General features: G+C 63.9%; 25 protein-coding genes and 1 tRNA gene. 13 read left to right on the top strand and 13 right to left on the bottom strand.

Features of this window, described 5'->3' with window-relative positions; genetic code table 11:
- The 8 genes from rpoN (at position 1) to J4G43_RS00615 (ending at position 9,849) form a co-directional block, all read left to right on the top strand.
- Positions 1–1,614, top strand: coding sequence for an RNA polymerase factor sigma-54 (gene rpoN / locus J4G43_RS00650; RefSeq protein WP_208083764.1), 1,614 nt, complete (start codon positions 1–3; stop codon positions 1,612–1,614).
- An 84-nt stretch (positions 1,615–1,698) separates the two neighbouring features.
- Positions 1,699–2,298: a ribosome hibernation-promoting factor, HPF/YfiA family gene (gene hpf / locus J4G43_RS00645; protein ID WP_028149778.1), complete on the top strand. Its 600-nt coding sequence runs from the start codon at positions 1,699–1,701 to the stop codon at positions 2,296–2,298.
- Positions 2,299–2,518: 220 nt separating this feature from the next.
- Positions 2,519–2,980, top strand: coding sequence for a PTS IIA-like nitrogen regulatory protein PtsN (gene ptsN / locus J4G43_RS00640; protein ID WP_008141251.1), 462 nt, complete (start codon positions 2,519–2,521; stop codon positions 2,978–2,980).
- A gap of 321 nt (positions 2,981–3,301) precedes the next feature.
- The gene (locus J4G43_RS00635; protein ID WP_225004558.1) at positions 3,302–4,990 is read left to right on the top strand and encodes a ShlB/FhaC/HecB family hemolysin secretion/activation protein; all 1,689 of its coding nucleotides are present in this window, start codon (positions 3,302–3,304) and stop codon (positions 4,988–4,990) included.
- 19 nt (positions 4,991–5,009) lie between these two features.
- Positions 5,010–6,512: a two-partner secretion domain-containing protein gene (locus tag J4G43_RS00630; protein ID WP_208083762.1), complete on the top strand. Its 1,503-nt coding sequence runs from the start codon at positions 5,010–5,012 to the stop codon at positions 6,510–6,512.
- A 45-nt stretch (positions 6,513–6,557) separates the two neighbouring features.
- Positions 6,558–8,243 carry a GLUG motif-containing protein gene (locus J4G43_RS00625; RefSeq protein WP_208083761.1) on the top strand — a complete coding sequence of 562 codons (1,686 nt, stop codon included), beginning with the start codon at positions 6,558–6,560 and terminating at the stop codon, positions 8,241–8,243.
- Positions 8,240–8,521, top strand: coding sequence for an MBG domain-containing protein (locus tag J4G43_RS00620; RefSeq protein WP_208083760.1), 282 nt, complete (start codon positions 8,240–8,242; stop codon positions 8,519–8,521). The genes J4G43_RS00625 and J4G43_RS00620 overlap by 4 nt, the downstream gene beginning before the upstream one ends.
- Before the next feature lie 215 nt (positions 8,522–8,736).
- Positions 8,737–9,849 (top strand): tetratricopeptide repeat protein, encoded by a 1,113-nt coding sequence (locus tag J4G43_RS00615; protein ID WP_208083759.1) that lies wholly within the window; start codon positions 8,737–8,739, stop codon positions 9,847–9,849.
- Positions 9,850–9,975: 126 nt separating this feature from the next.
- Here the strand turns inward: J4G43_RS00615 and J4G43_RS00610 are convergent, their stop codons facing one another.
- The gene (locus J4G43_RS00610; RefSeq protein ID WP_085405011.1) at positions 9,976–10,614 is read right to left on the bottom strand and encodes a TetR/AcrR family transcriptional regulator; all 639 of its coding nucleotides are present in this window, start codon (positions 10,612–10,614) and stop codon (positions 9,976–9,978) included.
- 280 nt (positions 10,615–10,894) lie between these two features.
- On the opposite strand from J4G43_RS00610, the gene J4G43_RS00605 reads away from it, so the two are divergent.
- The 4 genes from J4G43_RS00605 (at position 10,895) to J4G43_RS00590 (ending at position 15,485) form a co-directional block, all read left to right on the top strand.
- The gene (locus J4G43_RS00605; RefSeq protein WP_166347320.1) at positions 10,895–11,698 is read left to right on the top strand and encodes an SDR family NAD(P)-dependent oxidoreductase; all 804 of its coding nucleotides are present in this window, start codon (positions 10,895–10,897) and stop codon (positions 11,696–11,698) included.
- Positions 11,699–11,734: 36 nt separating this feature from the next.
- Positions 11,735–12,865 (top strand): DUF5938 domain-containing protein, encoded by a 1,131-nt coding sequence (locus J4G43_RS00600; protein WP_208083758.1) that lies wholly within the window; start codon positions 11,735–11,737, stop codon positions 12,863–12,865.
- A 56-nt stretch (positions 12,866–12,921) separates the two neighbouring features.
- Positions 12,922–14,460, top strand: a complete 1,539-nt coding sequence (locus J4G43_RS00595) for an AMP-binding protein (protein WP_208083757.1) — start codon at positions 12,922–12,924, stop codon at positions 14,458–14,460.
- A 173-nt stretch (positions 14,461–14,633) separates the two neighbouring features.
- A complete protein-coding gene (locus J4G43_RS00590) occupies positions 14,634–15,485 on the top strand; it encodes a DUF1194 domain-containing protein (RefSeq protein WP_071908888.1) in 852 nt (283 codons plus the stop codon).
- Here J4G43_RS00590 and J4G43_RS00585 read toward each other — a convergent pair.
- The 9 genes from J4G43_RS00585 to J4G43_RS00545 all read right to left on the bottom strand — a co-directional run bounded on the left by J4G43_RS00585 (position 15,482) and on the right by J4G43_RS00545 (position 24,275).
- The gene (locus J4G43_RS00585; RefSeq protein WP_208083756.1) at positions 15,482–16,849 is read right to left on the bottom strand and encodes a tetratricopeptide repeat protein; all 1,368 of its coding nucleotides are present in this window, start codon (positions 16,847–16,849) and stop codon (positions 15,482–15,484) included. The two genes, J4G43_RS00590 and J4G43_RS00585, sit on opposite strands and share 4 nt — an antisense overlap.
- Positions 16,850–17,001: 152 nt before the next feature.
- A complete protein-coding gene (locus tag J4G43_RS00580) occupies positions 17,002–17,274 on the bottom strand; it encodes a BQ00720 family protein (protein WP_011083553.1) in 273 nt (90 codons plus the stop codon).
- Between the two features lie 51 nt (positions 17,275–17,325).
- The gene (locus tag J4G43_RS00575; RefSeq protein ID WP_014438749.1) at positions 17,326–17,751 is read right to left on the bottom strand and encodes an Hsp20 family protein; all 426 of its coding nucleotides are present in this window, start codon (positions 17,749–17,751) and stop codon (positions 17,326–17,328) included.
- Positions 17,752–18,058: 307 nt separating this feature from the next.
- Positions 18,059–19,144 (bottom strand): sn-glycerol-3-phosphate import ATP-binding protein UgpC, encoded by a 1,086-nt coding sequence (locus J4G43_RS00570; RefSeq protein WP_208083755.1) that lies wholly within the window; start codon positions 19,142–19,144, stop codon positions 18,059–18,061.
- 12 nt (positions 19,145–19,156) lie between these two features.
- Positions 19,157–20,005, bottom strand: coding sequence for a sn-glycerol-3-phosphate ABC transporter permease UgpE (gene ugpE, locus J4G43_RS00565; protein ID WP_208083754.1), 849 nt, complete (start codon positions 20,003–20,005; stop codon positions 19,157–19,159).
- Positions 20,005–20,886: a sn-glycerol-3-phosphate ABC transporter permease UgpA gene (gene ugpA / locus J4G43_RS00560; protein ID WP_063980179.1), complete on the bottom strand. Its 882-nt coding sequence runs from the start codon at positions 20,884–20,886 to the stop codon at positions 20,005–20,007. Before ugpA ends, ugpE begins: the two co-directional genes overlap by 1 nt.
- 47 nt (positions 20,887–20,933) lie before the next feature.
- Positions 20,934–22,250, bottom strand: coding sequence for a sn-glycerol-3-phosphate ABC transporter substrate-binding protein UgpB (gene ugpB, locus J4G43_RS00555; protein ID WP_208083753.1), 1,317 nt, complete (start codon positions 22,248–22,250; stop codon positions 20,934–20,936).
- Positions 22,251–22,470: 220 nt separating this feature from the next.
- Positions 22,471–23,673: a CaiB/BaiF CoA transferase family protein gene (locus J4G43_RS00550; RefSeq protein ID WP_208083752.1), complete on the bottom strand. Its 1,203-nt coding sequence runs from the start codon at positions 23,671–23,673 to the stop codon at positions 22,471–22,473.
- Positions 23,674–23,849: 176 nt separating this feature from the next.
- The gene (locus tag J4G43_RS00545; RefSeq protein ID WP_208083751.1) at positions 23,850–24,275 is read right to left on the bottom strand and encodes an organic hydroperoxide resistance protein; all 426 of its coding nucleotides are present in this window, start codon (positions 24,273–24,275) and stop codon (positions 23,850–23,852) included.
- A 154-nt stretch (positions 24,276–24,429) separates the two neighbouring features.
- Here J4G43_RS00545 and J4G43_RS00540 point away from each other — a divergent pair, with 154 nt between their 5' ends.
- Positions 24,430–24,888: a MarR family winged helix-turn-helix transcriptional regulator gene (locus J4G43_RS00540; RefSeq protein WP_208083750.1), complete on the top strand. Its 459-nt coding sequence runs from the start codon at positions 24,430–24,432 to the stop codon at positions 24,886–24,888.
- A gap of 7 nt (positions 24,889–24,895) precedes the next feature.
- Here the strand turns inward: J4G43_RS00540 and J4G43_RS00535 are convergent, their stop codons facing one another.
- From J4G43_RS00535 to J4G43_RS00525, 3 genes are all read right to left on the bottom strand, one after another.
- On the bottom strand, positions 24,896–25,132 hold the full coding sequence (locus tag J4G43_RS00535) for a GIY-YIG nuclease family protein (protein WP_161495934.1): 237 nt from the start codon (positions 25,130–25,132) through the stop codon (positions 24,896–24,898).
- Positions 25,133–25,307: 175 nt separating this feature from the next.
- Positions 25,308–25,383: transfer RNA gene (locus J4G43_RS00530), tRNA-Ala, on the bottom strand.
- Positions 25,384–25,479: 96 nt separating this feature from the next.
- Positions 25,480–25,887: a TIGR02300 family protein gene (locus J4G43_RS00525; RefSeq protein WP_063980175.1), complete on the bottom strand. Its 408-nt coding sequence runs from the start codon at positions 25,885–25,887 to the stop codon at positions 25,480–25,482.
- Between the last annotated feature and the right edge of the window lie 160 nt (positions 25,888–26,047).

Genomic DNA, 26,047 nt, shown 5'->3' with positions numbered 1-26,047 from the left:
ATGGCGCTCACGCAGAGATTAGAGTTCCGGCAATCGCAGTCGCTGGTCATGACGCCGCAGCTGATGCAGGCGATCAAGCTGCTGCAATTGTCCAATCTCGATCTCACGACCTTCGTGGAAGAGGAACTCGAGCGGAACCCCCTGCTGGAGCGGGCCAACGACGAGCCGCCCGCCGGTGAAGCCCCGGCCGAGACCAGCCAGTTCAGCGATTCCGACGGTGGCCACAACGACGAGCCGGGCGGCGGTCCGGGCGAGGCGTTCGAGCCGGGCCAGGAAGAATGGATGAGCAAGGATCTCGGCACCCGCGCCGAGATCGAGCAGACCCTGGACACGGGCCTGGACAACGTCTTCTCCGAGGAACCGGCCGAGGCCGCCGCGCGCAACGCCCAGGATGCGGCGCCGACCACCTATACCGAATGGGGCGGCGGTGCCTCCGGCGACGAGGACTACAATCTCGAAGCCTTCGTTGCCGCGGAGATCACGCTCGGCGACCATCTTGCCGAGCAGCTCTCGGTCGCCTTCACCGGCCCGGCGCAGCGCATGATCGGCCAGTACCTGATCGACCTCGTCGACGAGGCCGGCTATCTGCCGCCGGATCTCGGCCAGGCCGCCGAGCGCCTTGGCGCATCGCAAGCCGACGTCGAGGACGTCCTTGCCGTGCTGCAAAAATTCGATCCGCCCGGCGTCTGTGCGCGCAATTTGAGCGAATGCCTGGCGATCCAGCTCCGCGAGCTCGACCGCTACGATCCGGCGATGCAGGCCCTCGTCGAGCACCTCGATCTGCTCGCGAAGCGCGACATCGCTTCGCTGCGCAAGCTCTGCGGCGTCGACGACGAGGACATCGCCGACATGATCGGCGAGATCCGCCGCCTCAATCCCAAGCCCGGCATGAAGTTCGGCTCGGCGCGGCTGCAGACCATGGTGCCCGACGTCTATGTCCGCCCGGGCCCGGATGGCGGCTGGCATGTCGAGCTCAACAGCGACACCTTGCCGCGCGTGCTGGTCAACCAGACCTATTATTCCCAGCTGTCGAAGAAGATCGGCAAGGACGGCGACAAGTCCTATTTCACCGACGCGCTCCAGAACGCGACCTGGCTGGTGCGCGCGCTCGATCAGCGCGCCCGCACCATCCTGAAAGTTGCGACGGAGATCGTGCGCCAGCAGGACGGCTTCTTCACCCACGGCGTGGCGCATCTGCGGCCGCTGAATCTGAAGGCCGTTGCCGACGCCATCCAGATGCATGAATCCACGGTGTCGCGCGTCACCGCCAACAAGTACATGGCGACAAATCGCGGCACATTCGAATTGAAATATTTCTTCACGGCCTCGATCGCCTCCGCCGACGGCGGCGAGGCGCATTCCGCCGAGGCCGTGCGCCACCACATCAAGCAGCTGATCGATTCGGAAGCGCCGTCGGCGATCCTGTCGGATGACACTATCGTGGAACGCTTACGCGCCTCGGGAATTGATATTGCCCGCCGCACGGTCGCGAAGTACCGCGAAGCCATGCGCATTCCCTCTTCGGTGCAACGCCGCCGTGACAAGCAGAGCGCTCTTGGTAACGTCCTCTCCACCGCAATGCCCGATCGCTCCCGCAACACCGAGCCGGCCTGATTGCGCTGGCGCGAAATCGCGCTACTCTCGATCCCCCATCGAGACCGATCCAAGCTGGGCACTTAAAACCAAGCGAGGCATCACATGACCCTCAGAATCTCGGGAAAGAGCGTCAGCGTCGGCGACGCCCTGCGCGGCCGCGTGACCGATCGGACCGACGAGGTCCTGCGTAAATATTTCGACGGGAACTATTCCGGCCACATCACCCTGAGCAAGGATGGCTTCGGCTTCCGCACCGACTGTGCCCTGCATCTTGATACGGGAATTACGCTGGAGGCCGATTCGAACGCGCCGGATGCCTATGCCAGCGCCGACCAGGCGCTCCTGATGATCGAGAAGCGGCTCAAGCGCTACAAGAGCCGGCTCAAGGACCGCTCGGCCCGCAAGGCCCATGTCGCCTCCGCGGCGCTGGCTGCCATGGACGCCACGAGCTACGTGCTGGAGGCGCCGGGCGAGGGTGAGGACGAGGACGAGGTCACCGGCTACAGTCCCGTCATCATCGCCGAGGCCACCACCTCGCTGAAGCAGCTGTCGGTGAGCGAGGCCGTGATGGAGCTGGACCTCAGCGGAGCGCCCTGCCTGGTATTCCAGCACGGCTCCAGCGGCCGGGTGAACATCATTTACCGCCGGGCAGACGGCAATGTCGGCTGGATCGACCCGCCGGGGGCCAAACCGGACGGTTAAGGGCTGGAACCGGCCCCCGTACCAACCGCAGCCCTTAACAATGAGCGGGGCAAAGCCGCACGCAGCAGTTGGCACCGGGATTGCGTTGGAGTAGAAGCGCCCCACATCAGGATCGGGGCTAAGTCCCCTCCTGCTTCACCTTCTTGATGCCGGCCAGGCATGGTTTGACCAAGCTGGCCAATTCGGAACCTGACGGTTTAATTCACCTCGGAAACCCTCCATGCCGATTACCGATCTGGTCGCACCCGAGGCGATTCTCCCGGCATTGAAGGTCAACAGCAAGAAGCAGGCGCTGCAGGAGCTCGCGGCCAAGGCCGCCGAGCTGACCGGGCAGAACGAACGCTCCGTGTTCGAGGTGCTGCTGCAGCGTGAGAAGCTCGGCACCACTGCGGTCGGCTACGGCGTCGCCATTCCGCACGGCAAGCTGCCCAAGCTGGAAAAGATCTTTGGCCTGTTCGCGCGCCTCGATCGCCCGATCGATTTCGAGGCGATGGACGGCCAGCCGGTCGATCTCGTCTTCCTGCTGCTCGCGCCCGAAGGCGCCGGCGCCGATCACCTCAAGGCGCTCGCCCGCATCGCCCGCCTCCTGCGCGACCAGGATATCGCCAAGAAGCTCCGCGCCTCGCGCGATGCCCAGGCGATCTATTCGGTGCTGGCGCTGCCGCCGGCAACCGCGGCGTAACGTCGCCTGTCCTCGTCGCCCGCTGAGAAGCGGAATCGATCCACGCAATTGCCAATGTACGCCGGCCATCTCCGTGCATGCGCGCGGGATGTCGTGATCTCGCACTAGCCGGCAAGGCAACGCGAAAAATTTCCCCATTTGAGACGTCCGGCACATCGCGCCTTGTCGGAGTCCGCTAAAGACGCGCAGGAACGCAAGTGGCGCTTGGATCGACGCGCCGTCCTGCGCTTTCGCTGATGTCGTTACCTATCGCCCGAAGGTCGGGCCCGTAGGATGAAAGTGGTTGGCGCGGTGCAGAGCAGGGCTGTTGTGGTGGGGCTAGTGATAGCAGTTACCGCAGTCCCGGCCGTCGCGCAGGATGCCGGATCGCTGCTCCGCGAGATGCAGCGGCAGCAGGAGATGCAGCGGCAGGAAGGGCTGCCGTCCCCTGGCGAGATTCGACCGCAGCAGGCGCCCGCCGCCATCCCCGACCGGGGCGAGCGCATCATCGTGAAGGGCGTTCGCTTCACCGGCAAGGTGGAGCTGCTGCCACAGGCCGAGCGCGAGCAACTCGTTGCCTCGGTGCGCGGCAAGCGGCTCGGCATCAAAGGGCTCTATGCGCTGGCCGATCAGGTGACGGCCGTGCTCCAGGGCCGCGGCCGGTTGCTGGCGCGCGCGCTGCTGCCGCCTCAGGATATCACCAACGGCATCGTCACGATCGAGATCGCCGAGGGCGCGCTCAAGACCATCACGCTCGATCGCGCCAAGGGCGTGCGCGTGCGTGAGGACCTGTTGCGCGCGATCATCGAGGGTCGTCTCAAGCCGGACGGCGTGACGCGGCAGGATCTGGAAGACGCGCTGTTGCGGATGAACGACCTGCCGGGCGTGTCGGTGCATGCCAAGCTCGCGCCGGGCGATGCGCCGAACACCAGCAAGCTCGTCGTCGGCGTCGCGCAGGCGCCCATTCTCGGGGGCGGTATCTGGGCCGATAATTACGGCAGCTCCAACGTGGGCAAGGCGCAGGGCAACGGGCTCATCTCGCTCACCGACGTGTCCGGCTACGGCGACCTGACGCGGCTCTCCGGCACGGTGTCGCAAGGGCAGGAGTACGGCTCGCTGGTGACGAGCGTGCCGCTCGGCGCCAGCGGCTTCATTGCCAATGCGAGCTACGGCTATCTCGACTACCACAATATCGACGCCATCGGCCGCGCCCTCGGTCTCACCGGTTTTGCCCATTTCGCCAATGGCGGCGTCGACTACAGCTTGATCCGCTCGCGCGATTTCAACCTCCAGCTTGGCGGCACCGTGACCTGGAAGGCGCTGGTCGACGACAGCATCGTCGGAACGCTTCAGGACAAGCGCTCGACCTCCGGCACGCTCAGCCTCAACGGCGACCGGCGCGACGCGCTGTTCGGCGGCGGCATCACCAACTGGTCGGTGAGCTGGACTTTTGGCGACCTCGATCTCGCGCGCGTAGCGAGCGCGCTCGCGGTGGACCAGGCTGGGCTCCGGACGCAAGGGCCGTTCAATCGGATCAATGCCTCGGTTGCACGGCTTCAGGCCTTGCCCGGCGACTTCGCACTGTTCGGTCGCCTCTACGGGCAATGGGCCGACAAGAATCTCGATTCCTCGGAAGATTTTGCGCTGGGCGGCCCGTTCGGCGTGCGCGGCTATCCCGTCGGCGAGGCGCGCGGCGATATGGGCGTGCTCGGCACGCTGGAGCTTCGCTACAACGCGCCGGTGCCTGTGCGCTTCGGCAGCCTGCAACTCGCGAGCTTCCTGGACGGCGGCTACGTCAAGATCAACGTGTCGCCGAACGGCATCGCGCCGGTCACTGTCTGCGGCTGCAACGATTACGGGCTCGCCAGCGCCGGCCTCGCCACGCGCTGGACGCGCGAGTGGCTGAACGTCTCGGCGAGCTGGGCCCATACGCTGGGCGACAATCCCGGCCGTTCCATCATCACCGGCGCCAATGCCGATGGCGTCAAGGCCAACGATCAGTTCTGGCTGCAAGCCGGCATTCGCTTCTGATGTTTCGAGGGGGCACGCGATGACATCGACCCTGCCGCGGATGCGACTCGCAATCGCGCTGTCCGCGACCACGATGCTGACGCCGCCGGCGCTGGCGCAGACGTTGCCGACCGGCGGCCAGGTCGTGTCGGGACAGGCCACGATCAGTCAGTCCGGCAACGCCATGACGATCAACCAGTCGAGCGACCGGATGATCGCCAACTGGCAGAGTTTTTCGATCGGCGCCGGCAGCTCCGTGACCTTCAACCAGCCCGGCGCATCCTCGGTCGCGCTGAACCGCGTCGTCGGCCAGGACCCGTCAAGAATCCTCGGCAGCCTCAGCGCCAATGGACAAGTGTTCCTGATCAATCCGAACGGCATCGCCATCGGCAAGACCGGCAGCGTGCAGACCGGCGGCTTCGTCGCCTCGACGCTCGGCATCAGCAACGCTGATTTTCTGGCCGGTCGCTACAACTTCACCGGCAGCGGCGGCGCGATCACCAACGAGGGCAGCATCTCCGGCAAGGTGGTGGCGCTGATCTCGCCGAGCGTCAGCAATTCCGGCACCATCACCGGCAGCACGGCGCTCGCCGCGGGCACCGACGTGCTGCTCGACTTCAACGGCGACGGCCTGCTCTCGGTCGAGGTCAAGGCCTCTACCGTCAAGACCCTGGTCGAGAACAAGGGATTGATCCGCGCCGATGGTGGGCTCGCCATCCTCACCGCCAAGGGCGCGAGCGACGCCATGAAGGGCGTCGTCAACAACACCGGCGTGGTGCAGGCCGCGAGCATCGGCAGCAAAAACGGCCGCATCCTGCTGCTCGGCGATGCCAAGCACGGCGAGGTCAATGCCGGCGGCACGCTGCGGGCGCGCTCGGTCGAAACCTCCGCCGCCAAGGTCAATCTCGCTGCCGATCTGAAGGTCGATACGCTCGGCGGGCATTGGCTGATCGATCCCGTCAACATCACCATCGACGCGAACTACGCTGGCGTCTTGCAGACGGCGCTTGCGAGCGGCGACGTGACGGTGACGACGTCGGGCAGCGGCACCGATGAAGGCAACGTCACGGTCAACTCCGCCGTCACCTGGGGCTCGCATATCCTGACGCTGCGGGCCGACAACAACATCGTCATCAATGCGCCGCTGACGTCGACCGGCACGACGAGCAGTGACGGCCTGGTCCTGCAATACGCACAGACCACGGCCACCGGTGGCTACACCATCAACGCGCCGGTCAACCTGGCGGCGGGCAGCCTGTTCCAGACCCAGAAAGGAACTGACGCCGCCATCACCTATGCAGTGATCACCGATGTGGATGCCCTGCAGAACATCAACATCAACCGGTCCGGCAACTATGTGTTGGGCGCGAACATCGATGCCAGCGCGACGGCGGGTTGGAATGGTGGCGCCGGCTTCACACCGATCGGCGGCATCGGCGATATCAGCAAATATTTTTCCGGCATTTTCGACGGGCTCGGTCACCGCATCAGCAACCTGACCATCAACCGGCCGTCCAGCGATAACATCGGCCTGTTCGGCTAAATCGATGGCGGGACCATCCGCAATGTCGGATTGGAAGGCGGCAGCGTGACGGGCAACAATGCCGTCGGCGGGCTGGTGGGGTCGAGCGGCCTCTGGGTCTACGGCGGCACGAGCAGCGTCGCTTACAACACCATCAGCAACGTTTACAACACCGGCAATGTGACCGGCAGCGGCGCCATGGTCGGCGGGCTGGTCGGCGACGCCTATATCACTACGATCAGCAACTCATATGCCACCGGCACGGTTGCGGGCTATGGCGCCGCCGGCGGGCTGGGAGGGCGCGTCGTCGCCTCGTTCGTCTCCAACTCGTATGCGACCGGCAACGTTTCCGCTAGCTGGGACGGCGCTGGCGGGCTGATCGCGTACAATATCGGCACGTGGATGGGACCGGGCCCCGGGGATTATGCCATCGGTACGGTGAGCCACTCTTATGCCACGGGTACCGTATCCGGCGGCATCAATGTCGGTGGCTTGTTGGGATACAGCAACATCGGTCTCGTCACCGACAGTCACGCCACCGGTAATGTTTCGGGCACCGGCGCAATTGGCGGCACAGGCACATCTGCCGGCGGACTGGTGGGGTTCCAACAGTACAGTCGGGTGGAGCGATCTTACGCCACCGGCAACGTGTCCGGTGTCGATTCGGTCGGCGGGCTGGTGGGAGGCAGCTGGTACGGCGCCGTGGTAAGCCAGTCTTACGCGACCGGCAATGTGTCCGGAACGCGTTCGATTGGCGGGCTGGTCGGGCACAGCAATGAAGCCGTTTCGGTGCTCGATTCCTACGCCACGGGAGCGGTTTCAGGAAATTCCGAGGTCGGCGGGCTGGTGGGGGTGAATCAGGAAAGCCATGTGAGCCGAAGCTACTTCGCGGGCACCGTGTCGGGAACCAGCAATGTCGGCGCGATCGTGGGGATGAATTGGGATGGCGGCGACGTCGTCCAAAGCTATGCGAACAGGGAGACATCGGGGCAGAGCGCCGCCTGTGGCGCATCTTTCGGCGGCGGCATCTGTGATGGCGGCATGCTCACCACGGCCCAGCTGCGCGATCCCTTCACCTTTATCAACAATGGCTATGACTTTGCCGCCGTCTGGGGCAAGTCCGTCAGCGGCGCCAACAACGGCATGCCGGTGCTGCGCGCGTTCGGCGACACCGTCTACGATGCCTATGTCAACGTCGCGGGCTCGGCCAGCACCACCTATGGCACGCTGGCCTCGCTCGGCGGATTGACGATGACCGGCGTGAACGCCAATCGCGTCACGCTCGGCTGGGGCAGCGCAGTCACTACCGCATTGGGCGCGGGCAGCTCCAATCTCAGCGGCCCCGACGTTATCAACGCGACCGGCTCGGGCGGCGCGGTCTATGTCGGCTCGGTCGCGGTCGACCTCACCATCGACAGGGCGCCGCTCACCATCAGCGCCAACGCGTCCAAGACCTATGACGGCCTCGCCTTCTCCGGCGGCAGCGTCGCTTATTCCGGCTTCATGAATGGCGAGACTGCATCCGTGCTGTCGGGCACGCTTCTTTATGGCGGCACGGCGCAGGGCGCGGTGAATGCCGGCCGCTACAGCCTGACGGCGTCGGGCCTCTCCTCGGCCAATTATGTGATCACCTATGTCGACGGTTCACTCACCATCAACAAGGCGCCGCTCACCATTGCAGTCAACGGCGTCACGAAAATTACGACGGCGTCCCGTTCTCCGGCGGCAGTGCGATCTATTCCGGCTTCGTGAACGGGGAGGGGCTGTCCGCGCTGTCCGGCACGCTCGTCTACGGCGGTTCGGCCCAGGGCACGCGAAATCCCGGGATCTACGGCATCGCCGCCTCGGGGCTGACATCCGCGAACTACGACATCACCTATGTCGACGGCCGGCTCGCGATCATTCCGCGCGACGCAGGCGCCTGTTCGCTTGGGGCCGGCGGCAACCCGATCTGCGGCGCCACTCCGCCCAATCCCGCCGCGCCCATCGGGCTGAACGACCAGGCGCCGATCGAGGTCGTGCTGCCTTAGAGCACCCGGCAGCGGCACGTCACGCGCAGCTACGCCGGCAAGGGCGTCCTTCGCTACGCCTGGTGAGACCGCAGAGGCCGCCCTCACGTTCGAACCGAAGCCCCGTCGTCTGCGACTTATTTTCGCAGCCGGGCGCTGTGATGTTTCTCCACCGGATTCGACCGTCGCCCGGTTGCGCGTCCCGGCGCGGCTTCGGTGCAGGAGCTCTTTTAGCCATGAATTGCGGTTCGATCGGCCGGATTTTCGGTCTGTTTTGCTCGGTCACCATTGCCGTGACGGTTGCCGTCCATGCCGACGATACGTCCAACGACCGCGTCATCGCCGAAAAGACCGAGATCATCGCGGCTGATCCGACCAACGCGGTTGCTTACGAGCTGCGTGGCGAAGCCTGGTACCTCAACCGGGACAGGGATCGCGCCTTCGAGGATTGCAGCGCCGCGATACGAATCGATCCGAATTTCGGGCGGGCCTATAACTGCCGCGGCCGCGCCTATTCGGCGAGGGGCGAACGGGATCGCGCGTTGGCCGATTACAACGAGGCCATTCGCCTCGATCCCGGCTACGGACCGTCTTACACCTCCCGTGCCCTCGAATATTTCAACAATCGCGACTTCGATCTGGCGATCGGCGCGTTTACCGAGGCGATCGAACGCAATCCCAAGCAAGCCTACTTTGCTCTTATCAAGAGAGGGGAAGCGTATGCGGCGAAGCGCGACTCCGATCATGCCGTCGCTGATTACAACGAGGCGATGCGGCGCAATCCCGCCGCCGCATGGCCCTACGAGCTGCGAAGCACCGTCCATTTCAACAAGGGCGAGATCGACGAGGCTCTCGACGACTGCAACACCGCCGTCCGTCTGGAGCCCGGGAGTGCTGGCGGTCATTATTGCCGGGCCATCGTTCTCCTGAAAAAGGACGACACCGACAACGCCATCCGCGAGCTCGATGACGTCACGAGGATCATGCCTTCCTTCGAGAAGGCCTACTTGGTTCGTGCAACCGCCTGGCGCAAGAAGGGCGATGATCGTCGCGCCATTGCGGATTTCGACGAAGGCATCCGGCTGCAGCCGGGAAATTCGATGGCCTACAGCAATCGCGCCAGCACGCTGCGCGGCATCGGAGAGCACGCCCGCGCGCTCGCCGACTACAACGAGGCGATCCGGCTCGATCCCGGCAATCAGATCGCGCTCGTCAATCGCGGCATCCTCTACATGAAGCTGTCCGACGCCGCGAAGGCGCGCGCCGATTTCAATAGCGTGCTCGCGCTGCCGCCGGGCGACCAATGGGCCGTGGACACGGCGCGCGAAGGACTTGGCTTTTTGAAGTGATGCGTCTCGAAAGAGCGTGCATCTCCGCTCTAGTCCCCCCGGACGCAGCGCAGCGCTTCCCTCGCGATGCGAAGCATCGTCGAGAGCGGTGCGCTGCAGAGCCTTCGCCGGCGCCGCTCGTGTGCGTCAGCAGACCGTCGGCAGCAGGCGCCGGACTTCGTCGAGCAGTTCGGGAATCGCCGTCTTGTCACCCGCGAGGTGCTTAAGCAGCGCACTTTGGAATAGACCGTCGAACAGCGCATAGAGCGCGGCGGGCGACGACGCCGGCCGCTTGCCGCCGAGCTCGGCATAGCGGGAGGCGATGCGCCAGATCATCGCTTCCAGGCTCTTGTCGATCTCGAGTACATCCTTGCGAAACGCCGCCTCGAACATCGCCTGCGAGCGCAGGTCGTACCAAAGGCGGTGCATACGGGCTTCGTTCTGCAGCGTTGCCGCGAGCTTGGCGAGGAAACCCTCCGTCAATTCGTCGCGGCTCGTTGCTGTCGCGACGACATCGTCATATCGCGTCACGCACTTCGCCTTGTAGTGGCGGACGCAGCAGCAGATCAGGTCGAGCTTGTCGCTGAAATAATAGTGGAACACGCCGTGCGTGAACGCCGAGTTCTGCGCGATTTCGCGCAGGCTGGTGCGTGCGAAGCCGAGCTCTCCAAGCGTTTCGAGCGCGGCCTCGGCAAGCTCGACGCGCCGCGCGTTGAACTTCTCGTCGCGCAGCACCTCGGCCGCATCAGCCACACGCCGGGCCGCTCCCGTCACCTGCCGCGCCATCTCGTTCCTTCCTCAGTCCCGTTCTTTCAAGGACTTATACCGCGTCGACCGCGGAATGCTCCATCCCCTCACAACCACTTCCTTTGACAACTGTCAAATTCGTTCTTGACAAGTGTCAAGATTTTGGCGGAGGTTCGCACCAAGAATTTGGACAGTCGTCAAGACGTCCGACCATGGAGGAACGCTTCGCTGGGTGCAGCCCAAAAGGCCTGCGCCCATCGACCTGGTGCGCGCCGATTGGCGCAGCACGAATCGATCACCAGCAACGGAGGAGTGCGTCATGAGTGGGAAGAGCCTTGCAGGCAGGAAAGCCCTCGTCACCGGCGGTGCCCGAGGAATCGGCGCGGCCATCGCGCAAGCCTTGGCGCGAGCCGGCGCCTCGATCATGATCGCCGACATCCTGGAAGAGACCGGCCGCGCCAGCGCAGCCGCTATCGCGAAGGAAGACGTCGCTACGGGCTTCGTCCAGCTCGACGTCACCGACGACGCTCAATGGGAGCGGGCGGTTGCCAACACCGTCGCAACCCTCGGCGGCTACGACATTCTGATCAACAATGCCGGCATCGAGATCACGTCGCTGATCTCCGAGGTCAAGGCCGAGGACGCGCGGCGGATGTGCGACGTCAATATCGTTGGCACCGTGCTCGGCATGAAGCACGCCTTCCGTGCCATGCGCCCGGGCGGGCCGGCCGGCAAGGGCGGCGCCGTCGTCAACATCGCCTCGGTTGCGGCAACGATCGCCTTCCCGAGCATCGCGGTCTATTCGGGCACCAAATCCGCGGTTGACCGCATGACGCGGGTCGGAGCGATGGAAGCCGGCAAGCTCGGTTTCGGCGTGCGCGTAAACTGCATCTATCCGGGCCTGATCCCGACCGACATGGGCATGCAGCTCGCCAACGACATCGTCAAGGTCGGGCTCGCGGCCGACGTCAACGCCGCAGTCGGCTCGGTGGTGGAGCAAACCCCGCTCGGCCGTCTCGCCGAGGTCACGGACATCGGCGATGCCGCGGTGTTCCTGTGCTCGAACGAGGCGCGCTTCATCACCGGCATCGGACTGCCGGTCGATGGCGGCATGGGCATGTAACAACAAAGCCGACAACAAGCATTTCGGAGGAACGCAATGAGCGAGAAGAAGCCCGTCATCGTCTATGGCGCTTCCGGCTATACTGGCCGGCTGGTCTGCGAATACTTGCGCGAATACAACATCCCCTTCATCGCCGCCGGCCGCAGCAATGAGAAGCTCAACGCCGCGATGAAGTCGAATGTAGCGGGCATCGAGACCGCCGACTACGAGGTGGTTAAGGTGCCGCACACCGTGGCTGCGCTGACTGAATTGTTCAAGGACGCCTCGGTGGTGCTCAACACCGTGGGTCCCTTCGCCAAGTTCGGCGGCGAAGTGGTGCAGGCTTGCCTCGCTTCCAAGTGTCATTACACCGACACCACCGGTGAGCAGGACTGGCTGATCACGCTCGAGCAGGAGTGGGGCACGAAGTTCGCCAATGCCGGGCTTCTGTTGGCGCCAGGCATCGCGCAGATGTACACCACCGGCGAGATCGCCGCGCAGCTGTGCCTGGAGACGCCCGGCCTCGACACGCTGGACATTGCCGTGTTCTGGGGTGGCAGCCCGACCATCGCATCGACGCAGACCATCCTGGTCAACGCCGCGATGGCCAAGGCCTACTACCTGGAGCAGAACAAGTACGTCGAGCATCAGCCCGATGCCGGCCTCTACAACCTCGCCATCCCCGGTCAGCACGAGCTGGCGCTGGCGCTGCCCTGGGGAGGCACCTCGCACCCGGTGTGGTTCAAGCGCGATCCGCGCGTGGCCAACGTGAAGGTGCTGGGCGGCGTGTTCAATCGCGCGCTGATGCTGGGCGTGCCGCAGATCGTCGCGGCCGCGCTGGAGGCGACCAAGGATATGAATCCCGACGACCGCTACGCCGCATTGGCGCAGACCGCCGCCGGTGTGATGAACACCATGCCGCCGCGCGAGAACCCGCGCGTCAACAAGTCGATGGATTCGGTACATGCCTCCGGCCCGTTGGGGCGCGCGCACTGCGTCATCAACGGCAACAGCAACTACAAGCAGACCGGCATGTTGCAGGCCTATGCTGCGGCCCATCTGTTGCAGCAGCCGCCCAAGCGCGTAGGCTTCGCCTCCGGCTGCCAGGCGTTCGGCCATCACGAGCTGCTCGGGCAATTGCGCAGCTTCGGGCTCGTCAGCAAGCCTGTTCTGACCGTGCACGATTGAGTCAATCGCGGGTGGCGCGGTCCTCCGCGTCACCCGCTCTGCTTCGGGTGTTGATCATGCGCTTCATCGATTACCTGGACAAAGGTGCCTCGCTCGGCGCCGACGCGCCGTGCCTCACCATGGATGGACGCGACCTCAGCTATCGCGAGGTGCAGCGGCTGAGCTACCGCGTCGCGCGCGGGCTCGCGCGATCGGGCATTGCTGCCGGCGAGAAGGTCGCAATCCTTTCCGGCAACGATCCGGTCGCGTTTGCCTGCGTGTTCGGCATTTCCCGCGCGGGCTCGGTCTGGTGTCCGATCAATCCGCGTAACGAGGCGGCCGAAAATCGGCTCATCCTCGAGCAATTCGACTGCAGTCTGCTGTTGTTTCATTCAAGCTTCGCGCCGATGGTCGAGGCGGTGCGTGCAGAGCTGCCAAAGCTGCGCGCCGTCGTCTGCCTCGATGCTGAGTTGTCCTTCGCGCCCTCGTTCGACAGCTGGCTCGCCGGCCTTGCAGACGACCACTATCAACGCGAGACGATCGACGATGTCGCGATGATCCCGGGCACCGGCGGCACCACCGGCAAGCCGAAGGGGGTGATGCTGTCGGGCCGCAACATCGAGGCGATGACGGCACTGACGCTGATGGGCTATCCCTTCAAGGGCCGTCCGATCTACCTCGCGCTTGCGCCGCTGACCCACGCGGCCGGCGTGCTGTGTTTCCCGATCATGGCGCTCGGCGGCCGCATCGTGATCATGCATCACCCCGACATCGCAGAATTTCTCGATCTGATCGAGCGCTATCGCGTCACGCACACCTTCCTGCCGCCGACCGTGATCTACATGCTGCTCGATCATCCGAAGCTCGACTCCGCGAGGCTCGGGTCTCTGCAATGTTTCTGGTACGGCGCGGCGCCGATCTCGGCCGCGCGGCTTGCGGAAGCGCTCCAGCGTATCGGGCCGATGGCGCAGTTGTTCGGTCAGACCGAAGCGCCGATGATGATCTCGATGATGGCACCTAGCGAGCATTACAATGCCGACGGCACGATCGCGATGGAGCGTCTCGCCTCGGCCGGGCGGATCAGCCCGCTGGTGCAGGCCGGTATCATGGATGGCGACGGCAATTTGCTGCCGACCGGCGCCCGCGGCGAGATCGTGGTCCGCGGTTCGCTGGTGATGGAAGGCTATTACAAAAATCCCGAGGCTACGGCGGAAGCCTCCGCGCATGGCTGGCACCACACCGGCGACATCGGCTACATCGACGACGACGGCTACCTCTATATCGTCGATCGCGCCAGGGACATGATCATCACCGGCGGGTTCAACGTCTACTCGATCGAGGTCGAGAACGCGCTGCGGGCGCATGAGGCGGTGCAGGATTGCGCCGTGATCGGGCTGGCGGACGAGAAATGGGGTGAGCGGATCGTTGCCGTTGTGCAGCCCCGCGCCGGCCAAAGCGTCGATGCGAGGGCGCTGGCGGCCTTCGTCAAGCAGCGGATCGGCAGCGTCAAGACACCGAAGCAGATCGAAGTCTGGGACGATCTGCCGCGCTCCAAGGTCGGCAAGGTCTTGAAGCCGGACATCCGCGCGCGGCTGGCGGAGCGTTCAGGCGGCTGAGGCGCATCTTATTGCGGCGCCCATCGCTTCGAAGATATCCGCGAGACGCGCTGACGCGGACATTCGCGCGGGCCTGGAACTCTCATCCGTGTCCGGGCAGGCAAAGGCATGTTTCCGCTTTTCGATGCGCGTTTTGGGTGTCACCATGCTTTTGAACGGACGGGAGGGCCGCCATGCGCTGGTGTGTCTCGGTCGGGGCGGTGCTTGTTGCGGGGGCGATCGTCGGAGGTGACGTTGCCAGCATTGCCGCGCCGAGCCCGAAATCAGGGATAGCCGACGCCAGGCACAGCGCACTGTCCGTCAATGTCGAGCTCGTTATCGCCGTCGACGTCTCCTATTCGATGGATCTGGACGAACTCGCCATTCAGCGCGAGGGCTATGCACAGGCCATCGTCTCGAAAGACTTTCTTCAGGCGCTAAGGGCCCGTCCGGCCAGCAAGGTGGCTCTGACCTATTTCGAGTGGTCGATGTCGGGCGACGACAGGATCATCATTCCGTGGCGCGTGATCGACGGCCCGGAATCGGCGGACGCCGTGGCCGCCGAGATCATGAAAACGCCGATTCGCCGAGGTTCGAGCACCTCGATTTCCGGCGCGATCAATTTCGCAGTGCAGCTGTTCGAAGAGAATCCTTATCGCGGGTCGCGGCGCGTCATCGACATTTCCGGCGATGGGCCGAACAACGACGGAGCCCCCGTCACCGGCGCGCGCGACGCTGCCGTTGAGAAAGGCATCATCATCAACGGTCTGCCGATCATGGTGAAGGAGCCGTCCTATTTGACGACCGATATCGAGAATCTCGATCTCTATTACGAGGACTGCGTGATCGGAGGGCCGGGTGCCTTCATCATGACAATCAAGGATCGCGAAAAATTCCAGGAAGCGATCCGGACCAAGCTTGTTCTCGAAGTTGCGGGCCTCACGCCGGAGGGGAGGATCGTCCGAACCGCCGAGAAAGAGCCCCGGGTGTCCTGTCTGGTCGGCGAAGAAAAATGGCGGGAGCGCGGGCGACGGATCATGCGCTAGTTGCCCGTCAGCAAAGCGAACCGACGTCGGTCGATCGCCTCACGCGCCACCAGCCCTGCCGCCTTGCAAAGATCTGGCGCATAGAGTTGGCAGCGCCGTCCCTGCTTCTCGATAGCCTTGTCGATCAACCCCAGCAGTCGTGCGGGGGCCATTCCCGCGGGAGCGGCAATTCGCCCCGTGACGACGTGCTTTTCTAATCCCTCGTGACGGTCGTGATCGAGATCGGGGTCGCGCCAGCAATTCGCGCATATCATCACGAAGCTCTCGGAATGCGAATAGACGACGGCGTCCTCATCCAGCTCTGCGGTCAAGTCCGCCAGTTGCCGTGCCGAATCCTGTGTGCCGGCGAAGTCGAATAGCTGATAGTTCCGCCGCTCCAGCGTCGCCAAATGTGGAAAAACCGGGACCTGCACCTCACCATACGTGTGATGTGTAATCGGCGCGCCGTCGATCAGGATGACGTCGCCATAGTCCACGCCGAGCTTCTGGTAGAGCACACTGCGGACGATGCCGTGGCACGGGCTCAACCGTTCGATCCAGATGGTTTCCTCCGCGCCCGGATCGTCCTGATCGGCCGTGCGCTCCGCCAGGGGCCGCTCCGCCAGCTTGACCTTGCATTGAGACAATGAGCATTCGGGCAAGCCAAAGCGCCCGATCTCGATCGCAAGCCCCATGCGCCTCCAGACATCCAGTGCCAGAGAGGCATTCTTTGCGCCGGTGGCGCAGATACCAAGATTCCACTCGTAACTCTCGGTGACTTCGTCCGCGAGGCTGGCTGCGATCTGGTTTGCGGTCGCGCCATCCGCGAATCTGCCGCGTGTCTTGTAGAAAAGACCCAGATTGTAATGGTGGGTGCTGTTTTGCGGATTGAGTTCGGTGAGTTTCCGATAGCTGCTCTCGGCAATCGCATCTTGCTGGCGCGACAGCATTCGCGCCGCAGTGGCCAGACCTTCGAGAATCGGTTCCTGTTCGGGTTGCCCCTCGTGGACCTTGGCCAACCCGCTCAGTTTTTCGACGACCAAACGGAACAATGCAATATCGGGCGGCGGTGCATTGAGATCGTCAATGTCGCGCGCTGCTTCAAGGCAGAGCCCTACAGTCGAGAGAAACCAGAAGTCCTGATCGTGAGATTGTGCGACCTCTGACAGAACGTCTATCGCGGCTTCTCTTTGCAAGCATCGATCATGGACAATCCGCAGCAATGCCATGGCGGCTTCGGGCTGCCGGGGCTGCGCTTTTCGCAGCGGCATCAGCTTGTGCAACGCGGCCTGTGTTCTTCCCGCCTGAGCTTCCGCAATGGCATCGCGCGCAATCGCCTCGATCTCATCGGATGAGAGCACCGCACTTGGACCGTCCGACGTCATTCTTGATTCTCTTCTCAGAGCACCCGCTTCGACGTTGAGCCCGATGCTAGGCCGGAACGTCGACGCTTCGCCAGATGGCCCATAAAAAATGCGCGGGCCGCCTTGAGGCATGCCCGCGCATTTGAATTCGCAGATGTCGCGCTAAGCGTGCGTCAGTGCACGCTCACGGCTTGCAGCTCGTTGCTCCAGGCGTTGGCGACCGCGGCTTCGCGGCTGTCGGTCAGCATGATTGGCGTGCCGTCGGCGGCGTGGAGCGCGAAGAGCTTGAGGCCCGGCGCGATTTTCGGCGCCTCGGGAAACAGGCCCGGCACATCCTCGGAGCGGATCTGCTTCACATAGGCGATATGACCTTCGCCGAGGGTTGCCAGCGTCTCGGGCGAGACGTTCTTGGCTTCGTATTCGAACGCAACGTGACCTTCACTCATGGTCTCGACTCCTTCACAGAAACTAAGCGGTCGAGTCCGCTACTCGTTCCATTATTCGTGCTCATTGATAGCGATTGTCTTAACGATCCTCTCCGGTTCAGGCCGGGCAAGATCGACCGACAGCAGCCCGTTCTTCAGATCCGCTCCCAGCACGAGCATCCCCTCCGCCAGCACGAAGGTGCGCTGGAAGTGGCGCGCGGCGATGCCGCGATGGATGTATTGCCGGGTCTTGTCGTCCTGCTGCCGCCCGCGAATCACGAGCTGGTTTTCCTCAATGGTTACATCGAGTTGGTCGCGGGTGAATCCGGCGACCGCCAGCGTGATCCGCAGCCGCTCGGGCTGGCCGTCCGACCGGTCGCACCTCTCGATATTGTAGGGAGGGTAGCCGTCGGCGCCTTTGACGACGCGATCAAGCACGCGCTCGATCTCGTCGAAGCCCAAAAGGAACGGACTGGAAAGCGTTGGAACACGAGACATAGTTTACAAAGTCCTCTCGAAGCGACTTTGGCATTTCAGGGCCCGGAAGCGGCGCCCCTTGGTCAGCAATATGGTCATAACCCCGTGTCGGTTCAAGGACGTAGCGGGGGCCTGTGGATTGGCCGATTTCGCGCCTGACCCCGCCTGCGGCCGCGCAGATGCGCCCGATTCGGCACCGGGAACTTAAATGCTCGGACAAGCCCGGGCATGACGAATTGGCGGAGCGATTTCTCCAATGAAAACAAACCCCGGCTACTGTGCATGGGGTTGTTTTTCTGGTTTTTGATCGGGCGGCCCTCGGAACCGGTCAGGCTTCGATCCGGGTCCGTCCGTCACCGCTGAAAAGGTGCAGTTTCGGCCGTACCGCCGCGACGCGGATCCTCTCACCGATGGCGGGGGCCTCGGTTCCGGGAATGCGGACGATGACCTCGCCGGGCGGCAACTCGCCGGGGGTGGCGGCGACGCGCTGGTCGTCCTGGGCCCGCGTGCCGTAGACGAAGGTTTCCGCGCCGACGCGCTCGATCGCTTCCACCGTCAGCGGCAATGCGACACCGCCGGCCGGGGTCTGGTCGGTGATCACGAAGTCTTCAGGGCGGATGCCGAGGATGCCGGCCTCGGTCGCGCTGCCGTCGAGCTGCGATTTGATCTCATCGGCGCGCGTCGACATCAGGTTCATCGGCGGTGCCCCGATGAAGGAGGCGACGAAGGTCGTCGCCGGCTTCTCGTAGATCGCGAGCGGATTGCCGACCTGCTCGACCTGGCCGCCATTCATCACCACGAGAATATCGGCGAGCGTCATCGCCTCGAGCTGGTCGTGGGTGACGTAGATCGACGTCGTGTTGAGCCGGCGCTGCAACTTGCGGATCTCGACCCGCATTGCAATGCGCAGCTTTGCGTCGAGGTTCGACAGCGGCTCGTCGAACAGAAAGACTTTCGGCTGGCGCACGATGGCGCGGCCCATCGCGACGCGCTGGCGCTGGCCGCCGGAGAGCTGGCGCGGCTTGCGCTCCAGCATCGGCGCGAGCTCGAGCACGCGTGCGGCTTCCTCGACGCGGGTCTTGACCTCGGCCTCCTTCATGCCGCGGTTGCGCAGGCCGTAGGCCATGTTGTTGAAGACGCTCATATGCGGATAGAGCGCGTAGTTCTGGAACACCATCGCGATGTCGCGATCGGCGGGCTCGATCTGGTTGACGACGCGGCCGCCGATGTCGATCTCGCCGCCGGTGACGGTCTCGAGCCCTGCGACCATGCGCAGCAGCGTGGACTTGCCGCAGCCGGAGGGACCGACCAGCACGCAGAACTGGCCGTCGCCGACATCGACGTTGACGCCCTTGATGGCCTCGAAGCCGCCGGGATAGGTCTTGCGGACGTTGCGCAGCGTGACGTTAGCCATGAAAACTCGCTTCTACTTTTCCGTCTCGACCAGGCCGCGCACGAACAATTTCTGCATGGCGACGACGACGAACACCGGCGGCAGCATGGCCAGCACGGCGGTCGCCATCACGATCGGCCATTCGGTCAGCGCATCGGTGGTGGTGATCATCTTGCGGATGCCGACCTGGATGGTCTGCATGTCGTCGCGCGTGGTGATCAGCAGCGGCCAGAGATATTGATTCCAGCCGAGGATGAAGAGGATCACGAACAGCGCCGCCATGTTGGTGCGCGACAGCGGCAGCAGCGTATCCCAGAAGAAGCGCAAGGGGCCGGCGCCGTCGATGCGCGAGGCCTCCAACAGCTCGTCCAGCACGGTCATGAAGAACTGGCGGAACAGCAGCGTCGCGGTGGCCGACGCGATCAGCGGCAGCGCGAGGCCGGCATAGCTGTCGAGCATGTGCAGATCGGCGACGATCTTGTAGGTCGGATAGATGCGCACCTCGACCGGCAGCATCAACGTGATGAAGATGATCCAGAAGATCGCCATCCGGAACGGAAAGCGGAAATACACGATCGCATAGGCCGAGATGATCGAGATCGCGATCTTGCCGATCGCGATTGCCAGCGCCATCACCAGCGAGTTCAGCATCATGTTGCCGACGGGCTCGCGGGTCGAGCCGCTCGTGCCGACGAAGATGGTCTTGTAGTAGACCTCGAAGAAGTGTCCGCCCGGCAGCAGCGACATCTGCCCGTTCGCGATCAGGGCGTTGTCCTGGGTCGAGGCGACGATCGCGATGTAGACCGGGAATGCGACGATCGCGATCCCGATCCAGAGAATCGCGTGGGCGACGTAGCGCCGAAAGCCCTCTTCTTCGACCATCAGTAGGTCACCTTGCGTTCGACGAAGCGGAACTGGATTCCCGTCAGCACGATCACCATGACCATCAGGATCACCGATTGCGCTGCCGAGCTGCCGAGATTGCCGCCGAGCAGGCCGTCGGAATAGACCTTGTAGACCAGCGTGACCGTCGATGTGCCGGGACCGCCGCGGGTCATGGTGTCGATGATGCCGAAGGTGTCGAAGAAGGCGTAGACGATGTTGACGACCAGCAGGAAGAAGATCGTGGGCGACAGCAGCGGGAAGGTCACGGTCCAGAACCGCCGCATCGGACGGGCGCCGTCGATCGCGGCGGCCTCGAACACGCTTCGGGGGATGGCTTGCAGGCCGGCGAGGAAGAACAGGAAATTATAGGAGATCTGCTTCCACGCCGCGGCGAGGATGATCAGCCCAGCCGCCTGGTTGCCGTCGAGCAGCGGATTCCAGTCGACGCCCAGGTTGCGCAGATAGCGCGACAGCACGCCGAGCGAGGGATGCAGCATGAAGATCCAGAGCACGCCGACGACGGGCGGCGCCACCGCATAGGGCCAGATCAGCAGCGTGCGGTAGAGCATTGAGCCGCGCAGCGGCTTGTCCGCCATCACGGCGAGCAAGAGCGCGAAGGACAGCGACGAGACGGCGATGGCGAACGAAAAGACGAACGTACGGACAACCGCCTCGAAATAGGCCGGGTCCTTGAACAGGTCCTGATAATTCTCGAACCAGACGAAGCTTGTCGACAGACCGAAGGCGTCCTGGAGCAGGAAGGATTGGATCACCGCCTGCGCGGCCGGCCAGTAGAAAAAAATCAGGACGATCGCGAGCTGCGGCGCAACCAGCGCGTAGGGCAATAGTTTTGCTTGGAAAATGGCTTGCTTTTGCATGATGTCAGGTGAGCGGCAGGCCGGCTTGCGGCCTGCCGCTCATCGCCTCACTTGACGGCAGTCTTTTCGAACTGGCGCAGCATCGTGTTGCCGCGCTCGACGGCAGCATCCAGCGCCTGCTTGGCGGTCTTCTTGCCAGCCAGCGCCTGCTCGATCTCTTCCGACCAGACGTCACGCAGCTGAACCATGTTGCCGAGGCGCAGACCGCGCGAATTGTCGGTCGGCTCCTTGTTGGTCAGCTCGATCAGCGGGGTCTCGAGATAGGGCTGATCCTTGTAGAAGCCTTCTTCCTTCGCCTTGGCGTAGGCCGCCTTGGTGATCGGCAGATAGCCCGAGGCCTTGTGGATGTAGACTTGGCGATCGGTGTCCGAGAGGAAGGTCAGGAACTTCGCGACACCCTTGTATTCGTCGGCCGACTTGCCGCCCATGACCCAGAGCGAAGCGCCGCCGATGATCGAGTTCTGCGGCGCGCCCTTGACGTCCGGATAGTATGGCATCGGCACGGCGGTGAAGTTGAACTTGGCCTGCGCCTTGACGTTGCCGAAGAACGCCGACGAGGTCAGGTAAATCGGGCATTCGCCGGAGGTGAAGCGGCCTTCGCCGGTGTTGGTGCGGCCGGCATAGTCGTAGGTCTTGGTCTTCTGCAGCTCGACCAGGGTTTCGAGATGCTTGACCTGGAGCGGGCCGTTGAACTCGAGCACGGTGTCGAAGCCGTCGAGGCCGTTGGCCTTGCTGGCGAGCGGCACGTTGTGCCAGGCGGAGAGCTGCTCGAGATTGACCCAGGTGACCCAGGAGCCCGAGAAGCCGCAGGTGTCATGACCCGCAGCCTTCAGCTTCTTGGCGGCCTCGAACGTTTCGGGCCAGGTCTTGGGGATCTCGACGTTCGCCTTCTTGAGCTCGTCGAGGTTGACCCACATGACGGTCGACGACGAGTTGAACGGGAACGACAGCATCTCGCCCTTCGAGGTCGAGTAGTAGCCGGTGATGGCGGGCAGGTAGATCTTGGGGTCGAACTTCTCGCCGGCCTCGGCCATCAGCTTGTAGACGGGTTTTACGGCGCCGGTCGCGGCCATCATGGTCGCGGTGCCGACTTCGAACACCTGCATGATGTGCGGGGCGTTGCCGGCGCGGAACGCGGCGATGCCGGCGTTCATCGTATCGGGATAGTTGCCCTTGTAGGTCGGGATCACCTTGTAGTCGGTCTGCGAGGCGTTGAAGTCGGTGGCGAGCTTGACGATGACGTCGTTGTTGGCGCCGGTCATCGCGTGCCACCACTGGATTTCGGTCGCGGCCCACGCCGGCGAAGCGCCCATGCCGATCGTGATCGCAACTGCGGCAGCCGCCCCAAAGTGTCGAAGAGCCATCAAGTAAACCTCCCTTGGCCGTCAAAAAGAAGCGCTTGCGCTAGCAGCGCCATATGACGTTCACATGACTGTGTAAGCGGGAGAAACGAAAGCAGCAAGCGCGGCCAAAAGGGAAGCCGTCAAATAGGCGAATGCCGAGCGCGCAGCCTCCTCCGTTCGCGGTGCACATGCGTGCCCGCGCCGCAGTGCGGCATTTGCCTGGGTGAGGCGGCGAGGACGCTTAGCGCTTGCGCTCGGGGCCGCAGACGGTGCCCTGCTCGACCATCGCGTCGATCTCGGATTTGGAGTAGCCGAACTCGCCCAGCACCTCCTGGGAGTGCTGGCTGAATTTCGGCGGCAGGCGGCGCAGGGTCGGCTTGCTGCGATCGAGCCGGATCGGCGAGGCCACGCCCTTGTACCAGTCCTTCTCGATGACATCGCCGCGGGCGATCGTGTGCGCGTTGGTCAAGGCCTGGTCGATCTTCTGCACGGGACCTGCGGGCAGGCCGGCGGCGAGCAGACGATTGCACAGCGGCTCGGCCTCGTGCAGGCTGAACACGGCGGCCAACTCGGCCCGCAGCGCCTCGCGATTGGCGATGCGGTCCTTGTTGCGGGCAAAGCGCGGATCGGTGCCGAGCTCGGGCTTGCCGATCTCCTTGGCGAGCTTGCGGAAGGTGCCGTCATTGCCGACGCCGATGAAGATGTCGTCGGTCCTGGTCGGGAAGATCGCGTAAGGCACGAGGTTGGGATGCTCGTTGCCGGTGAGCGATGGCGGCTTGCCGTGCATGAAATAATTCGCGGTGTGCGGATGCATGATGGCAAGGCCGGTCTCGTACAGCGTCGTCTCCAGGAACTGGCCCTGGCCCGAGCGCTGCCGCTCCGACAGCGCCATCAGGATGCCGATCGCCGCATAGAGGCCCGTCGTGATGTCGACCAGCGGCACGCCGATCCGCATCGGTCCGCTCTCCGGCGAACCGGTCGCCGCGATCATGCCGGTCATGGCCTGGATGATGGCGTCATAGCCGGGATTGCCGCCGCGCGGTCCGTCGGCGCCGAAGCCGCAGATCCGGCAATGCACGAGGCGCGGGAATTTCTTGCTGAGCACATCGTTGCCGATGCCCCATTTCTCCAGCGTGCCCGGCTTGAAATTCTCGATCAGGACGTCGGCCGTCTCCAGCATCTTGAGCAGCACGTGGCGGCCGCCTTCGGAGGCGAGGTCGAGGCCGATCGAGCGCTTGTTGCGGTTGATGCCGATGAAATAGGCCGCGTCTTCCTCGTGGAACGGAGGGCCCCAGTCGCGCACCTCGTCGCCGGCGGGCGGCTCGACCTTGATCACGTCGGCGCCGTGGTCGGCGAGGATCTGGGTGCAGTAGGGACCGCCAAGCACGCGCGTGAGATCGATGACGCGCAGTCCGCTCATTGCGCCCAAAACGGCTTCAGTCATGCCTTCGCTTCCCCTGTGTCGATCATTGATCACAGGCCTAGCGACGTTTTTTTGCGCCAGCAATGGCTTGCTGCGTAGGGCCGCATGCGCCGCCGCTGCGCCATCCCGCAACGTGGCAAATCAAGCGGAAGCGGCCGGCCCGAGGGGGATCTCGGGCCAGCCAATCCGCCGTTTGATCAGACGACCGTCAGGCGAACGTCGACATTGCCGCGCGTGGCATTGGAGTAGGGGCACACCTGGTGGGCCTTCTCGACCAGCGCCTCGGCTTCCGCGCGGGCGAGGCCCGGCAGCGAGACGGCCAGATCGATGTCGAGACCGAAGCCGCCGGCCGCGCGCGGGCCGATGCCGACGGTGGAGGTGACCGAGGCGTCAGCCGGAACCTTCGGGCCGCCCTGCGAGGCCACGAACTTCATCGCGCCGATGAAGCAGGCGGAATAGCCGGCCGCAAACAGCTGCTCGGGATTGTTGCCGGCGCCGCCTCCGCCGCCGAGTTCCTTCGGCGTGGTGAGCTTGACGTCGAGCGCGCCGTCGAGGGTCGCGGCATGGCCGTCGCGGCCGCCGGTGGCTTTGGCGCTGGTCTTGTACAGGACGTTTACCGACATTTTCGTCTCCTCAGGTCTTCGGGTTGGGGTGGAATCTACATCGCAAACAATTAGATTGCGCGCAATTGAAATTTGCATGCCTCACATTTAATTGTTCGCAATTGAATGTACGGCCGCCCGGTCCCAGAATGGAGGAAACCGCGTGAGATTCTCGATGCCCCGGAAATTATCGGCGCTGGACCCGCAGCGCCTCGACAACCAGATCTGCTTCGCGGTCTATTCGGCCGCGCATGCCTTCAACCGGGTCTACAAGCCGCTGCTCGACCGGCTCGGCCTGACCTACCCGCAATATCTGGTGATGCTTGTGCTGTGGGAGCGCGACGACGTGCCGGTCAAGGACATCGGCGAAAAGCTGTTCCTGGATTCGGGCACGCTGACGCCGCTGCTCAAGCGCCTCGAGGCCGCCCACTTCGTCAGGCGCACGCGCTCGCGCGAGGACGAACGTCAGGTGCTGATCGCGCTGACCCCGCAGGGCCACGCCTTGAAGGAAAAAGCGCGCGCCGTGCCGCAGTCGATCCTGGCGGCGTCGGACTGCTCGGTCTCGGAACTGGTCGCGATGAAGGACGAGATCGTCGCGCTGCGGGACCGGTTGAATGCGGTGATCGGGGAGTAGGGGGCGATCAGAAGTGCTTCTTCGCGAAGGCGCGCCCCGAGCCCGATTTCAGGTATCGCTCGAACGCGACAGCGCGTGCCGCGTCATCAAAGGCGAAATAGGTCCGAATTCTCCAAGGCCCATATTTCGACGTGTGTGGCACCTCGCCGGCGTTATGCTTGGCTAAACGGGCCCGTAGGTCGTCGGTGATGCCGACGTAGAAATGCTCGGAATTGAGACTTTCGAGGATATAGACGTATTTCATTCTGCTTCCTCCCCGGAGGGCAGGATAGCAGCTTGGAACCATCACGGGGCTTCGCTGGTGATCCTCGATGAAGTCCGCCGCCGCCCTTCGGGCTATGGCGGGACAGCCTTCGCTCACTTCGCTACGAGGGACTTCCCGGGCTTGCCCAGCCGAAGCTCGCGAAGCGAGCGAAGGCTGGTGGAGCCAGGCGGGATCGAACCGCCGACCTCTTGCATGCCATGCAAGCGCTCTCCCAGCTGAGCTATGGCCCCTTAGTCTTCCAGTTGGGAGGATCCTGGTGGATCACTCCCGACCGGCGAGCCTGGTGACTCGCGCGGTGCACCCTTTTTCACAGATCAGGGCTGATCTCAAGTCTCTTCATCACCTCCGACATCACCAATGATGTCGGTAACGTCCTCATCGCCCTCTTCGTCGTCGGCGATAAAGGTCGAATCATCGTCGTCATCGTCCTCGATGGTCTCGTCGACCTCGATGTCGTCCTCGGATTCGGGCACCGCGGCCTTGACCTTGCCGGTGTTTTCCTCGGCGTCGGCCTCCTCGAGCGAGACCTCTTCGACTTCTGCCGGCTCCGGCGTGGTGTCGGCAGCCGGCGTGTGGCGAGGTTCGGCGCCGCGAGTCGCGCGGGCCGGCGCCACAGGCGCGATCGGGACGACTTCGCCGGTATAGGGCGAGATCACCGGATTCTTGTTGAGGTCATAGAACTTCTTGCCCGTGGTCGGGCAAATACGTTTGGTTCCGAGTTCGGACTTGGCCACGGCAGGAATCCTGGGAATGTCTGAAAAGCGGTGTTTCACTTGGCTAGTTGGCGGCCCGCTGTCAATAGCGCATTACGGGAGAAAGACATGCCCGTGACGGCGGGCAGACCTTGTGGTACCTGCCCCGCGAGCCCCGCAGGGATGTTTCGGGCCTATCCAA

Source organism: Bradyrhizobium barranii subsp. barranii (assembly GCF_017565645.3).
In the GTDB taxonomy this organism is placed as follows: Bacteria; Pseudomonadota; Alphaproteobacteria; order Rhizobiales; family Xanthobacteraceae; genus Bradyrhizobium; species Bradyrhizobium barranii.
The sequence above is the reverse complement of the archived record's forward strand: the minus strand, read 5'-3'. Positions and strand labels throughout refer to the sequence as shown.